5 protein-coding genes are annotated in these 14,827 nt (G+C 72.4%); 3 read left to right on the top strand and 2 right to left on the bottom strand.

All coding sequences use genetic code 11. The features are described from left to right. Positions 1-16 precede the first annotated feature (16 nt). Positions 17-964 (bottom strand): hypothetical protein, encoded by a 948-nt coding sequence (locus tag KDN32_RS02920; protein WP_211730615.1) that lies wholly within the window; start codon positions 962-964, stop codon positions 17-19. 381 nt (positions 965-1,345) lie between these two features. After that, on the bottom strand, positions 1,346-6,484 hold the full coding sequence (locus tag KDN32_RS02915; protein ID WP_307853654.1) for a PKD domain-containing protein: 5,139 nt from the start codon (positions 6,482-6,484) through the stop codon (positions 1,346-1,348). Between the two features lie 308 nt (positions 6,485-6,792). Here KDN32_RS02915 and KDN32_RS02910 point away from each other — a divergent pair, with 308 nt between their 5' ends. The 3 genes from KDN32_RS02910 (at position 6,793) to KDN32_RS02900 (ending at position 14,825) form a co-directional block, all read left to right on the top strand. After that, complete coding sequence (locus KDN32_RS02910; protein ID WP_211730613.1) at positions 6,793-7,824, top strand: sulfite exporter TauE/SafE family protein; 1,032 nt, start codon at positions 6,793-6,795, stop codon at positions 7,822-7,824. Between the two features lie 118 nt (positions 7,825-7,942). Beyond that, positions 7,943-12,760: a PKD domain-containing protein gene (locus tag KDN32_RS02905; RefSeq protein WP_211730612.1), complete on the top strand. Its 4,818-nt coding sequence runs from the start codon at positions 7,943-7,945 to the stop codon at positions 12,758-12,760. A gap of 1 nt (position 12,761) precedes the next feature. Next, a complete protein-coding gene (locus KDN32_RS02900; RefSeq protein ID WP_211730611.1) occupies positions 12,762-14,825 on the top strand; it encodes an RCC1 domain-containing protein in 2,064 nt (687 codons plus the stop codon). The last annotated feature ends 2 nt before the right edge of the window (positions 14,826-14,827 follow it).

Below are 14,827 nucleotides of genomic sequence, written 5' to 3'. Positions count from 1 at the left end.
CCCGCGGGGGGCAGCGTCAGAGGCGCTTGCGGCGACGGGACCGGCGGGCGCGCGCCTTCTGCAGGGTGCCCTGGAACGCCGTCAGGCGGTCGCCGCTGAGCTCCACGCCCTTGCCGCCGGTGGTGTTCCACAGGCAGCCGAACCAGACGTTGTCGGTGTTGAGAAGCGTGTTGCCGGCCTCGGCGATGGTGGCGGCGGAGTAGCCGTTGTACTCACCGATGCCGAGCGGCAGGTCGAAGCCGCGCGAGGCGAGGAACTGCCGCGCGGCCGGGATCCGCGAGGCGGGCTTGACCGCGCCGGGGCTGTCCATCGTCCCCGACTCGTAGGTGTCGAGGCCGAACCAGTCCCACTTCTTCAGCAGCTCGTCGGGGGCGTACTGGGCGAACAGGTCGACCTGCCGGTCGAGCAGCCAGCCGTTGAGCAGCGGGCCCACCTTCACCTTGGCGCCGCCGCGCTTGAGGATCGGGACGAGGCGCTTGCTCGCCGCGACGTACTCGGCGGGCGTCATGTTGCCGTGCGGCTCGTGCCAGAAGGTCACGGCCGTGTGCTTGCCGAAGGACCCGAGCCGGGCCGCGGCCTCGGCGGCCACGGCGTCGTAGCGCCCGGCGAGCACGTCGTCGACGCTGCCGCCGGCCTTGTAGGAGATGACCGGGAGCTGGCCCGCGGCGTGCGCCTCGCGCACCAGGCGGAGCTGGGAGGTGGGGCCGTCGGCGAGGTCGGCGAAGATGCGGCGGGCGCCGACGCCCGGACCGACCAGCGCGTGGCGCTCGGCCCAGTCCTCGACGGGCGCGCTCATGCCGACCAGCGGGACGCGGAGCTGCTGGATGCTGCGGATGCCGGTGCGTCGGCCGCGGCCACCCCTGCGGGCGGCGGCCGGGAGCGAGCCGAGCGTGGAGGCGCCGGCGACTCCGGCACCGGTGGCTCCGACGAGCTGCAGGACGTGACGACGGGAGACGTGTTCCATGAGACCTTCCGGGTCGGCGTGGGCCGGGCAGGGCGGTGCACGAGGGGCACCGAGGGCCACGCCGCTGGGGGACGAGGGCGACATCCGCAGGGCGGGATGCCGGCTTGACGCCCCCACCGACCTGGGCCCCCGTGCCGGTGGGTGATGTACGCCAAACCACCGGCAGTCCACCCCACCGCGCCGGGGTCGTCAAGTCGCCGGGACCCCCCGCGGGACGCCGGACGGGGGGTCACGTGCGGTGACGTCAGGCGGGTGACGAGGGTGTCACACCACGTGCGAATTGGTGTGCACACGTGCGTGCCAACAGCCGTCGGACAGACGTGACGGGACCGCGGGCCGAGCGGCCCACGGTCCCGTCACGAGCGGATCGGGACGCCCCGGTCAGGGGACGGTCACGGTGCGCGTCGCCGCGGTGGCCCTCCCCCAGTTGTCGGTCACCGTCAAGGTGATGGTGTAGGTGCCGGCGGCGGCGTAGGTCCGCGTCGGGCTCGCCGTCGTGGCGGTCCCGCCGTCACCGAAGGTCCACGCATAGCTCCGGATCCCGCCGTCGTTGTCGACCGTGCCGGTGCTGTTCATGGTGCAGACCAGGCCGGTGCACGCCGTCGTGAAGGTGACCGTCGGCGCGTTGTTGCCCACCGGCTCCTCGATCGTCGCGACCTTGCTGATCGTGGTGCTCTTGCCCCAGACGTCGGTGACCGTCAGGTTCACCGTGTAGGCCCCGGCCGTCGCGTAGGTCCGCGACGGGTTGGCGGCGGTGCTGGTGGCGCCGTCGCCGAAGGTCCACGCGTAGCGGATCGAGTCACCCTGCGGGTCCGCGGTGCCGGAGCTGTTGAAGGTGCAGGTGGTGAAGGACAGGCAGTTCACCGTGAACTGCGGCACCGGTGCCGTGTTGTTCGCGGGCTCGACCAGGTTGACCGTGCGGGTGGTCGAGGCGGACTTGCCCCAGCCGTCCGTGGTGGTCAGCGTGATCGTGTACGTGCCCGGTGCGGCGTAGGCGTGCGCCGCCGGGGAGGCGCCCGTGCTGAGCGGCGTCCCGTCGCCCCAGTTCCACGAGTAGGTGATCGTGTCGCCGGTGTTCGGGTCCGCGGTGCCCGCGCTGCTGACCGAGCAGGTGGTGCCCAGGCAGCTCTGGATGAAGGTCGGGACCGGGGCGACGTTGCCCGCGGGCTCGGCGATCGTGACGTTCTGCGCGACCGTCGTGGCCGAGACCTGCCACTCGTCCTTGACCGTCAGGGTCACCGGGAAGGTGCCGGCGGCGGTGAAGGTCTTGGTCGGCAGCGGCCCGGTGGCGGTGCCCTGGGTGCCGAAGCTCCAGGAGTACGTCAGGGCGCTGGTGTTCTCGTCGGTCGACCCGCGGCCGTCGAAGGTGCAGACGTTCTGGTTGCAGGTGTAGGTGAAGCTCGGGACCGGCGGGTTGTTGGCCGGCTGCGTGACCACGACACCCGTCGACGTGCGCGGCGGGGTCATCACCTGGTTGTGCACGTCGACCGACTGCACGATCACGCTGTAGGTGCCGGCCGGGATGACCGGGGTCGTGTAGGAGTAGTTCGACCCCACGCTGCCGGGGCTGTTGAGGAACGCGGTCCGGAAGCTCGGCGTGGTGCTGGTGAAGGTGCCGGTCGAGCTCATGTACTGCCCGGCCGCGTTGACGACCGCGACCTGCACCGCCGAGATCCCGGCGAACTGGTCGGGGGCGTCCTCGGCGCGACCGGTGACCACGATCTTGCCCTGGTCGAAGGTCGAGCCGCTGACCGGCTGGCCGAGGGTGTCCGACAGCGTCGGCAGCCCGTCACCGGGGTAGACCTGGTAGCTCGCCGTCGCCGGGCTGGCGTCCTGCTGGGCGTGGGCGGCGTCGTACGCGGTCGCGGTGAAGCGCCAGTTTCCTCCCGTCGGCAGGGTGATCGTCGGCAGCGACCAGGTGGTGCTGGTCGCGCCCGGGCTCGCCAGGGTGGCGGTCCGGAAGGCGACGGTCGACGACATGGTGCCGTTGGCCTGCAGGTAGCGACCGGTGTCGCGGTCCTGCAGCGTCACCCGCACCTGGTCGACGCCCAGGTCGTCGACCGCGGTGCCCTGGAGGTTGACCACCAGGGAGCGGTCGGCCGGCGGCGTGAAGGCGATCGTCGTGTCGGGCGGCAGGTCACCGGCGAACTGGGCGTTGAGCGTCAGGCGGCCCTGGTTGGTCGAGGAGGTGGTGAGGTCCTCGTCGTCGGTGGCGCGGACGGTGAAGCTGTAGGTGCCCGCGGAGAGGTTGAACGGCGTGGTCCAGCTCCAGTTGTAGTTGGCGCCGCTGATGTCGACCGGGGAGATCCGGCAGTTGCCGGCGCTGATCCCGACCGCCCAGGTGCAGTCGCTGCCGAGGTTCTCGCCGGTCGAGGTGTTGCGCAGCCCGATCTCGACGTTCTTCAGCCCGGCGTCGTCGGTCGCGGTGCCGGAGAAGGTGACCCGGCCACCCGGGTCGACGGTCACGGCGGGGACGGCGAACGGCGGGGTCATCTCCACCGGCGCGTTGATCTTCACCGTCGGCGCCACCGAGGTGGAGTCGACCCGGAAGTCACGCGTGGCGCTGCGCAGGTCGGCCTGGCCGGTTGTGTCGACCGCCGTCGCGCTGGCCCGCCAGATGCCCTCGTGCGGCAGCGTCACCTCGTAGGACCAGGTGGCGCTGGTCGCCCCGACCACGTCGGGCTGGCCGCGGAAGGTGTTGTAGATGTCGTCGACGGTGCCGTCGTTCTGCAGGTAGCGCCCCGCCTCGTCGCGGAACCAGTAGGTGAGCGAGTTGACGCCCTTGTCGTCGTTGGCGGTGCCGGTGACGGTGAAGGTCGTCGACGTCTGCACGCCGCTGGGTCCGGTGATGTTGGTGGTCGGCGTCTGGTCGTCGGTGCTGAACGACTCGAACTTCTTGGTCGCCGGCGTGGAGTCGCCCGTGCCACCGGTCGCGGCGGTGAACGCCGTCGCCGTCACGATCATGTTGCGGTTGACCGTGATCGTGGCCGGGATCGACCAGCTGCGCGTCGTGCCCGTGCCGGACAGCGTCGCGTTGAGCGTGTTGGTGCCGGTCCCGAAGGTGGTGAAGGCGGTGCCGTCGTCCTGCAGGTACTGGCCCGAGTCGCGGTCGCGGATCGAGACCTGGACCCGACCGACCGTGCCGGTGCTGACGCGAGCGGTGCCGGTGATGGTGGTCGGCGCGTTGTTGGCCACCACACGGCCCTCGATCGGCGCGGTGATGGTCGTGTCGGGCAGGGCGGCCGGGAAGGTCTCGCTGTTGAAGTCGTAGAACGCGACACGTCCGGTGCGGACACCGCCCTGGAACATGCCGTCGCCTCCGATGAACAGACCCCGCGAGGTCGCCTCCATCGCCTTGTTGCCCTCGAAGGAGTTCGACCCGCCGGTGGGGTTCCACTCGAGTGCGCGGCCGTCGGCCGGGTTGAGCGCCGCGATGTGGTCGCGCCGGACCACGGCGTCGCCGAGGCCGTAGCCCGCGAGGCCCTGGCCGGTGCCGTAGCCGACGTTGGTCAGCCCCGGGTAGCAGGGCTCGGCCGCGCAGGAGGTCGGCGACTCGACGAACTGGTAGTGACCACCGACGTAGACCGAGTTCTCGGTGATCGCCACCGAGTAGATCGAGTCGAAGTGGCGCGAGAGCCACATCTCGTCGACGTCGTCGTTCTGCATCGCCGCCGCGGAGAGCGGGTAGGCGATGACGGTGTCGCTGATCGGCGGGGCGTCGCCGCCGGAGCCGGAGGTGACGACGAAGTAGGAGTCGTCGGGCGCCACGTCGGCGCAGCAGATGCGGGTCACGCCGCCGACCCGGGCGAGGTTCTCGTCCCAGAGCCGGGTGCGGAAGGGCAGCAGCTGCTTGGTGGCGGTGTCGATGATGCCGACGCCGAGGCGGTCCTGTCCGGCGATCGAGCGGCCGGTGTGGACCACGATCAGCTTGGAGTTGTCGTGGGTCAGCTTGAGCTGCGGGACGCCGAGCTGGCCGTTGACGCCGATGCCGCCCGCGAGGTCGTTGGAGAAGCCCGTGTCGACGGCGCCCGAGGCCGCGTTGACCGCGGCCAGGCCGGTCTTGAGCACGCCGTTGATGCGCGAGAACCGTCCACCGACGTAGAGCGTGGAGTTGGTCGCCGCCAGCGACTGCACCTGGTTGTTGGTGGAGTTGGTGAAGCCGAAGGTGCTCAGCGGTGCGCCGGTGGTGAGGTTGAGGCTGGCCACCTTCTGCTTGGCCACGCCGTTGACGGTGTTGAACGAGCCCGCGACGAACAGCTTGGTGCCGTCCGGGCTGGCCTCGACGGCCGCGACCCCACCGTTGAAGGTCGGGCGGAACTGCGCGTCGACCAGGCCGGTCTGGTAGTTGTAGCTGGCCAGGCCCGCCTGCTGGTAGGTCGTGGTGTTGCCGGTGGCGTTGTTCTGGATCGACGTGAAGTTTCCGGCGATGAACACCCGGTTGAGCTGCGGCACGACCTCGATGTCCCAGATCTCGCCGTTGCTGATCCGCGGGGTGTTGCTGCGCGGCGTGCTCGGCACCAGGCGGGTGTGGCCCGGACGCGGCTGGTCGCCGGCTCCCCCGGTGCCGCCGCCGACGGTGACGTTGACCGTGCGGGTCGTGGTGGCGCTCAGCCCCTGGTTGTCGGTGACGGTCAGGGTGATCGTCTTGCTGCCGCTGGTCGCGTAGGTGTGGGTCGTCGAGACGCCGGTGCCGGTGGTGCCGTCACCGAAGCTCCACGCGTAGGACGCGATCGTCCCCGGCGCGGTGTCGGTCGAGGCGGACGCGTCGACGGTGCAGGTCGCGGTCGGGCAGGCGGTCGTGAACGACGCGACGGGCGCGACGTTGGGGTCGGCCGACTGGTCGGCCTGGAGGACGACCGTCCACATCGTCGCCTTGGCGCTCGAGGCGGCGCTGGTGGCGGTGCGGCTCGGGCTCGCGCCCACGCCGACGGGGGCGTTCTCGTCCGAGGCGACGGCGGAGATGCGGCCCGCGCCCACACCGGAGACGATCGAGCGCTGGGTCTGCCCGGCCGGGAGGGTCCAGCCGTTGGTCTCCTGGCCGAACTTGTCGGCCCAGTAGGACACGACGTAGGACCCCGCGGTCGCGACCGCGGCACCGGGAGTGGCGTGCGCGGTCTTCGAGGGGTTGGTCTCGGCCGCGGACGCGAACGCGGCGACCGGGTCGGCGGCGGTGCCGTCGTAGGCGAGCAGGGTCATCGAGCTCTTCGCCGTCTGCGACAGCGTGACCGCGACGTTGCGGCCGATGTCGGCCGTCTCGGCGGCCTTGCTGTAGAGCGTGGTCTCGGTGTCGACGTTCGACAGGCGCGTGCCCTCGAGCGTCCAGCCGGCCGGGGTGGTGAGCGCGACGTCGGTGTTGGTCGTGACGAACAGCAGCATGCCGTCGGTCGCCTGCACCGTCGTGGGGACCGTCACCCGCGCGGTCGTCTGGTTCCAGGCCGCCTGGGTGGCCGCCCGGAAGGTGATGGTGTCCGCCGCCGCGGAGGGGGTCGCCGCGGCGACGACTCCCAGGAGTGCTGCCACGAGCGCCCCCACGGACGACAGCGCGACACTGCGCCGCGTGCGCCCCACGTTGTTCCTAGCCTTCATGCCGCACTCCCTCGAAGAGCCGTGTCGTTCCGGGCCCGCACACGGCACGGTGTGTCGACGCGGACAGGTGTCGATCGGCAACGTAGGGAGCGCCGGACGGCGTGGACGACCGGTCACCGGCTTATCACCCCAATTGGGGAACCACCCCGGACGAGCGCCTCGGACGCCCCTGCGACCGCTCAGATGGTCGACGTACGCCGCACCCGCCGGGTGCGGACCGATCTCGCCGGCAGGGGTGGCCCGTGGACGACCTGGTGATGACGACCTTCCTCGCCATCGTGGCGGCCGGCTTCGTGGTCGGCGTCGTGGTGGGCCTCACCGGGATGGGCGGCGGCGCCCTGATGACGCCCGCCCTCATCTTCCTCGGCGTCGGCGACGCCGCCACGGTGGTGACGGCCGACCTCACCGCGGCCGCGGTCTACAAGACCGGCGGGGCGGTGGTGCACAAGCGGGAGGGCTCCCCCGACCTGCGCCTGGCCGGCTGGCTGGTGCTGGGGTCGGTCCCGATGGCGCTGCTCGGCCCCCACCTGATCAGCTGGCTCTCCCCGCCCGGCGACCTCGACCACGTCCTGAAGATGTGCATCGGCTTCGCGCTGCTCTTCGCGGCCCTGACCTACGCGCTGCGCCTGTGGGTCAACCTGGCGCGGATGCGGCGCGGCGTCACCACGGAGGAGCGACCGGCCATCCGCCCGCTCCCGACGCTCCTGGTCGGCGCGCTCGGCGGGCTGCTGGTCGGCATCACGAGCGTCGGGTCCGGCTCGGTCATCATGATCGCGCTGCTCATGCTCTACCCCGGGCTGTCGGCGGTCCGCCTGGTCGGCACCGACCTCGTGCAGGCGGTGCCGCTCGTCCTCGCGGCCGCGATCTCCAACATCTCCCTGCACGGCCTGGACCTCGCCCTGACCATCCCCCTGATCCTCGGCTCCGTGCCGGGCACGATCCTGGGCAGCCTCGCAGCGCCGCGCGTGCCGCAGTCGGTCGTGCGCCGGGGCATCGTCGTGGTGCTGACCATGTCGGGCGTCGCGCTGCTCGACAAGGCGGGCTGGGCGCCGCTCGGCGCCGGCGAGGACGACGTGCACCCGGTGCTGGTCGCAGTCGTCGGGCTGGTGATGCTCGCCGCGGTGCCGCTCGTGTGGGGCCTCGTGCGCCACGCCTCCGGGCTGCCCGTCTTCGGTGCGCTGTCCCCCGAGCAGGTCGAGGACCCCGACTACCGACCCGGCGGCTGGCGGGCACGGGAGACCGCCGCGTCCGGCCACCTACCCAAAGGTGGCTAAGTCCCCCGACCGCCCACCCGTTCGGGCGGTCGAGCCGCTCGAATGATGCCCGGGGTGGTCCGGCGACGGACCTGCCGCGTGGCTCTCGGCCCCTTCCCGCACCTCCAGGAGGACCCCCGTGTTCCGTCGCCTGACCGCGCTCGTCTCCGCCCTCGTGTCCGCCGTCGCGCTCGCGCTGCCGCTGGCCGCGCTCACCACCGTGCTCACCGCCGGCGGTGCCGCGGCCGCGCCGCCCGCGGCCACCCGGATGCCCGGTGACGTCCCGAGCAAGAAGACGCCGTGGGTGCTCGACGGCGAGGTGTCCAAGATCGTCCAGGTCGGCAACACGATGATCGCCGGCGGCCTGTTCACCCAGGTCGCCGACCCGATGAACGGCACGCCGTACGCGCGACAGAACCTCTTCGCCTTCGACGCCACCACCGGGCTGGTCAGCCAGACCTTCAACCCCACCGTCGACGGCCAGGTCCAGCAGCTGATGCCCGGCCCGACGCCCGACACGGTCTACGTCGCCGGCGACTTCACCAAGATCAACGGCAAGGGCCCCAACCACATCCAGCTGCTGAACGTGAACACCGGGCAGGCGGTGACCTCGTTCAAGGCGCCGTCGACCAACGGCGGCATCGAGACGATGGAGCTGCTGCCCAACAACCGGCTGTTCATCGGCGGCTTCTTCACCAAGATCGGCGGGGTCACCCACGGCCAGCTCGGCACGCTCAACGCGACCACCGGTGCGCTCGACCCGTTCATGGACCTGACCGTCGACGGCCACCACAACAACAGCGGCTCCGGCGCGCAGGCCCCGATCGGCATCCGCGAGTCCGGCGTGACGCCGGCGGGCGACCGCCTGGTCGTGGTCGGCAACTTCCGCACCGTGGGCGGTCTCGCCCGCGACCAGATCGTGATGCTGGACCTGACCGGCGCGAACGCGGTCGTCTCCCCCGACTGGTACACCACCCGCTACACCCCGATCTGCTCTCCGCGTGCCTTCGACAGCTACATGCGCGACGTCGAGATGTCGCCCGACGGCTCATTCTTCGTGGTGGCGACGACCGGCGGCCCCAACACCGGCACCCTGTGCGACACGGCCTCGCGCTTCGAGACCTACGCCGTCGGCACCGCCCTGCAGCCGACGTGGGTCACCAACTCCGGCGGCGACACCCTGTGGGGCGTCGAGATCACCCGCGCCGCGGTCTACGTCGGCGGCCACAACCGCTGGATGAACAACCCCAACGGCTCCGACCGGGCCGCCCAGGGCGCCGTCCCGCGCCCGGGCCTCTCGGCGCTCGACCCGCAGACCGGCATCCCACTGCGGTGGAACCCGGGCCGCAACCCGCGTGGTGAGGCGGCCTACGAGATCTACGAGACCGACGCCGGCCTCTGGGTGGTCAGCGACACCGACTGGATCGGCAACCGCCGCTACCAGCGACCGCGGATCGCGTTCTTCCCCTACTCCGAGGGCTACGACACCGCGTCGACGGCCTCCGGCTCCCTGCCCGGCAACGTCTACGTCGGCGCCCCGCTCGCGGCCTCCAACGTGCTCTACCGCGTCAACGCCGGCGGCGCGGCGATCGCCTCGACCGACAACGGGCCCGACTGGGCGGCCGACAACGGCACCACCAGCACGGTGCACAACACCGGCAGCACCACCGCGACCTGGAGCGCCCTGACCTCGACCAGCCTCGTCAACGTCCCCGCCTCGACGCCGCTCGGCATCTGGACGCAGGAGCGCAACGACCCCGCCGGCGGCAACGAGATGCAGTGGACGTTCCCGGTCCCGGCCGGCACCAGCACCCAGGTGCGGCTCTACTTCGCCAGCCGGTCCGTCGCCACCCGCCGCTTCAACGTCCTCATCGACGGGGTGAGCAAGCTGTCGAGCTACGACCCCAACGTCGACCCGGGCGTCAACCGCGGCACGATGAAGTCGTTCGACATCACCAGCGACGGCACGGTCAACATCGACTTCACCCACACCTCCTTCGGCAACCCGGAGGTCAACGCGATCGAGATCGTCAACACCGCTGCGGCCTCCAACGCCAACCTGGCGAAGGTGATCGCCTTCGACGGCACGTCGGTCACCTCGCAGGGCACCGTCAGCACCGGGTCCTTCGACTGGAGCAACGTCCGCAACGCCGTGATGGTCGGCCGCACGCTGTTCTACGCCCAGACCGACGGCATGCTCTACAAGCGGTCCTTCGACGGCACCAGCTTCGGCGCGGCGACCGCGATCAATCCCTACCTCGACCCGCTGTGGAGCACGGTCGAGACGGGCAGCGGCCCCGTCGGCCAGACCTACGCCGGCGTGCTGCCGACGTGGTACTCCCAGCTCAGCACGGTCACCGGCATGTTCTACTCCGCCGGCCGGATCTACTACACGCGCAGCGGCCAGACCTCGCTCTTCTGGCGCTGGTTCAACCCCGACGCCGGCATCATCGGCGGCGTCGAGAACACGGTCACCGGCGGCAACATCGCCTGGGCTTCGACCCGCGGCATGTTCCTCGACGGGAGCACGCTCTACGTCGTCAACGCCCCCAACGGCCAGCTGCTCAAGATCGGCTTCAGCGGCGGGGCGCCGACCGGCACCTCGTCGGTCGCCGACACGTCGATCGACTGGCGCGGCCGGGCGGTCTTCCTCGCCTCGGTGCTGCCCAACACCGCGCCCACGGCGGCCTTCACCTCCAGCTGCACCGGCGTCTCCTGCACCTTCGACGCGTCCGGGTCGAGCGACGGTGACGGCACGGTGTCGTCCTACGAGTGGAGCTTCAGCGACGGTGACGAAGCCGGCGGCCCGACCCCGCAGAAGGACTTCGCGGCGTCCGGCACCTATGACGTGACCCTCACCGTCACCGACGACGGCGGGCTGTCCAGCAGCACCACGAAGCAGGTCACCGTGGTCAAGCCCAACGTCGCCCCGACGGCCGACTTCACGATGACGTGCGCGTTCCTCGCCTGCGACCTCGACGCGACCGCCTCGAGCGACCCCGACGGCACCGTCACCGACTGGGCCTGGGACTTCGGCGACGGCGCCCACGGCTCGGGCGCCACCACCAGCCACGCCTACGCCTCCCCCGGCACCTACACCGCCACCCTCGTCGTCACCGACGACCAGGGCGCCACCGACGACGCGTCGACCGTCAAGGTCGTGGTCGGTGCGCCGGCGGCGAGCACCGTGTCCTACGTCGGCGGTGCCACCAACCAGGGCAACGTCTCCACGCCCAACGTCACCACGCCGTCGACCGTCTCGGCCGGCGACCGGCTGGTGATGGCGCTGACCCTCAACTCCAGCAGCCGCGTGATCGGTGACCCCACCGGCATCACCGGGTGGACCGTGCTCGGCACGACCACGTCGGGCAGCATGCAGACCCGCCTCTACAGCAAGGTCGCCGTCGCGGGCGACGCGAGCCGGCGGGTGACCGTCCCGCTCGACGCGGCCGCGAAGTACACCCTGACCGTCGCCGACTACTCCGGCGTCCGGAGCGGGGCGCTGGTGGTGGCCGACCTGGCCGAGACGGTCAACCGCGCGGGCCACGCGACTCCGCTCGTCGACGCCCCTGCCGGCGCCTGGGTGGTGTCCTACTGGGCCGACAAGTCCGCCGCCACGACCGGCTTCACGCTGCCGGGCTCGGTGACCGGGCGCCACGCCGTCTGCAGCACCGGCACCGGCCACGTCTGCAGCTCGTGGGCCGACTCCGCCGGGGCGGTCCCGACCGGCCAGTACGGCGGTCTGGTCGCGACGGCCGACACCGCCAACGCCACCGCGACGGCCTGGTCGGTCGTGCTGCGCACCGTCGAGGCCAACCAGGCGCCGACGGCTGCCTTCACCTCCACGTGCACGAGCACCGCCTGCGACTTCGACGCCTCCGGCTCGACCGACGCCGACGGGTCCGTCACGTCGTGGGCCTGGGACTTCGGCGACGGCGCCACGGCCACCGGTCGCACCCCGAGCCACACCTTCGCGGGCTCCGGGACGTGGGACGTCACCCTCACCGTCACCGACGACGAGGGCGCGACCGGGTCGCTGGTCCGGACGGTCCAGGTCACCCGCACCAACACCCCGCCGACCGCGGCGTTCACCACGACCTGCCGCTACCTCGTGTGCACCTTCGACGCCAGCGGGTCCGGCGACACCGACGGCTTCGTCTCGTCCTACGCCTGGGACTTCGGTGACGGGTCGGTGGACGTCACGGACTCCGCGACCACGACCCACACCTACGCCGCGGGCGGCTCGTACACGCCCGCGCTGACGGTCCGCGACAACGACCTCGCCACCGCGTCGGCGACCCGCTCGGTCGCGCCGGTCGCGATCCGGCCGATCGCGCTGGTCGGCAGCACCGCCAACCAGGGCAACGTCTCCACGCCCAACGTGGTGGTCCCGGCCGGCACGTCCGCCGGCGACCGGATGGTGCTGGTCCTCTCGCTCAACGACGCGACCCGCGTCCCCGGCGACCCCAGCAGCGGCGTCACCGGCTGGACGCTGGCCGACACCGCCACCTCCGGGACGATGAAGACGTTCGTCTGGACCCGCACCGCCGCCGCCGGCGACGGCGGCCGGACCGTCCGGTTCGCGATGGACGCCGCCGCGAAGTACACCCTCACCGTGGCCTCCTACAGCGGCGACATGCTCGCCCCGCAGGTGGTGCCGAGCGCCGAGACGGTCGTCCGGGCCGGCCACACGGCGCCGACGGTGCAGGCCGGGGCCGGCGACTGGGCGGTGTCCTACTGGGCCGACAAGTCGTCCGCCACGACCGGCTTCACGCTGCCGGGTGGGGTCACCGCGCGCCAGGCGATCTGCGGCGCCAACGCCGGACGGGTCTGCAGCGTGCTCGCCGATTCCGGCGGGCCACTGGCCGAGGGACCCTACGGACCGCTGACCGCGACGGCCGACAGCGCCTCCGCCAGCGCGACGGCCTGGACGATCCTGCTCCGGCTGGACCGCTGAGATGACCACCGGGAGGGCCGCGACCACCCTGCACCGACGCGCCGGTGCCGGAGGGGCCGCGGCCCTCCTGGCGCTCGGGCTGCTCGCCGCCGCCCCTGCGCCTGCCGCGCCGGTCCCGGCCGGCGTCCCCTGGACCTGGGGAGGCAACGGCTTCGGCCAGCTCGGCGACGGCACCACCACCGCCCGTACGACCCCCGGCCCCGTGGTGGGGCTCTCGGACGTCGTCGACCTCCACGGCGGCCGCGAGCACGTCGCGGCGCTCCGCTCCGACGGCACCGTGTGGACGTGGGGCAGCAACCAGCAGGGTCAGCTCGGCACGGGCGGCACCGCCAACCTGCCCTCCCCCACCCGCGTGCCCGGCATCACCGGCGCGAGCGCCGTCGAGACCGGCCACAACCACACGGTCGTGCTGCTCGCGAACGGCACCGTGCGCACCTTCGGGCTCAACGCCGACGGCCAGCTCGGCGACGGCACCACCACGCTGCGCCGCTCGCCCGTCACGGTCAGCGGGATCAGCGACGCGGTCGCCGTGGCCGGCGGTCGTGACATGTCGTACGCCCTGCGCGCCGACGGGACGGTCGTCGGGTGGGGCCGCAACGACGAGGGACAGCTCGGCGACGGCACGCTGGTGCGGCGCACCACCCCGGTCCGCGTCGGCAGCCTGACGTCGGTCGTCGGGATCGCCGGCGGCCGCGACCACGGGCTCGCGCTGCGCTCCGACGGCAGCGTCTGGGCGTGGGGGTCCAACGACTACGGCCAGGTCGGCGACGGCACCCTCACCGACCGGACCTCGCCCGTGCAGGTCGCCACCGGCATCACCCAGGTGATCGCGGGCGCCCACCACTCCTACGCCCTGCGCACCGACGGCACCGTGCTCGCCTGGGGCCGCAACTACCGCGCCAACCTCGGCGACGGCACGACCACCAACCGGTCGCGGCCCGTCGCCGTACGCTCCCTGTCGTCCGTGGTGTCGATCGGCTCCGGCCGCGACACCGGCCTCGCGGTGCTCGCCGACGGCCACGTGATGGCGTGGGGCGCCAACGACGCCGGGCAGGTCGGCGACGGCACCACCACCAACCGCTCCACCCCGGTGCTGGTCCCCGGCATCACGGGCGCCACGCTGGCGGGCGGCGGCGGGCAGGAGTACTCCGTCGTGCTGGTGTCCCCGACCGGGCCCCCGCCGCCCAGCGACCCGGTCGCGTCGTTCACGTCCTCCTGCCAGGGGTTGTCGTGCACGTTCGACGCGTCCGCGTCGAACGACCCCGACGGGGGCGCGCTCGTCTCCCTCGACTGGGCCTTCGGCGACGGCGCCACCGCCACCGGCTCCACCGTCGCCCACACCTTCGCCGCGGCCGGCACCTACGACGTGAGGCTCACGGTCACCGACGACGAGGGCGCGAGCGCCACGCAGGTCCGGACGGTCACGGTGGCCGAGGAACCGCCGCCACCCGCCGGCCCCGTCTGGCGCGCGTCGTCCACCTCCGACTCGAGCACCGCACGGCCGCAGGTCGCGGTGCCCGCCACCGTGCAGGCCACCGACCGGCTGGTGCTGCTGGTGACCACCAACCGGGCAGCGACGCTGACGACGCCGACGGGCTGGACCCTCGTGTCGACGGTGTCCGACGGCACCGACCTGCGGTCGTGGATCCTGACCCGCACCGCCGGCGCGGCCCTCCCGGGCACGACCCTCACGCTCACCCTCGACGCCACGTCCAAGGCGAGCCTGGTGCTCCTGGCCTACGCCGGGGCCGGCGCGCCGACCGCGGTCGGGCGAGCCGAGACCGCCTTCACCACCACCCACGGCGCTCCCGCGGCCAGCGTCGCGCTGCCGGGCTCGCGGGTGCTGCGCCACTACGCCGACAAGACCGGCAGCGTGCACGGCTGGACGCTCCCGCCCGCCCTCACCGGCCGCGCGTCGACGACCGGCACCGGGACCGGCCTGCTGACCACCGTCGCGGGCGACCAGGGCGACGTACCGGCCGGGACGGTCCCCGCGCTGGCGGCGACCTCGTCGCTGGCCTCGGGCCGGGCGCTCATGTGGACGGTGGTGCTGCCGCCGGCCTGACC

Source organism: Nocardioides palaemonis, assembly GCF_018275325.1.
Lineage (GTDB): Bacteria > Actinomycetota > Actinomycetes > Propionibacteriales > Nocardioidaceae > Nocardioides > Nocardioides palaemonis.
The sequence above is the reverse complement of the archived record's forward strand: the minus strand, read 5'-3'. Positions and strand labels throughout refer to the sequence as shown.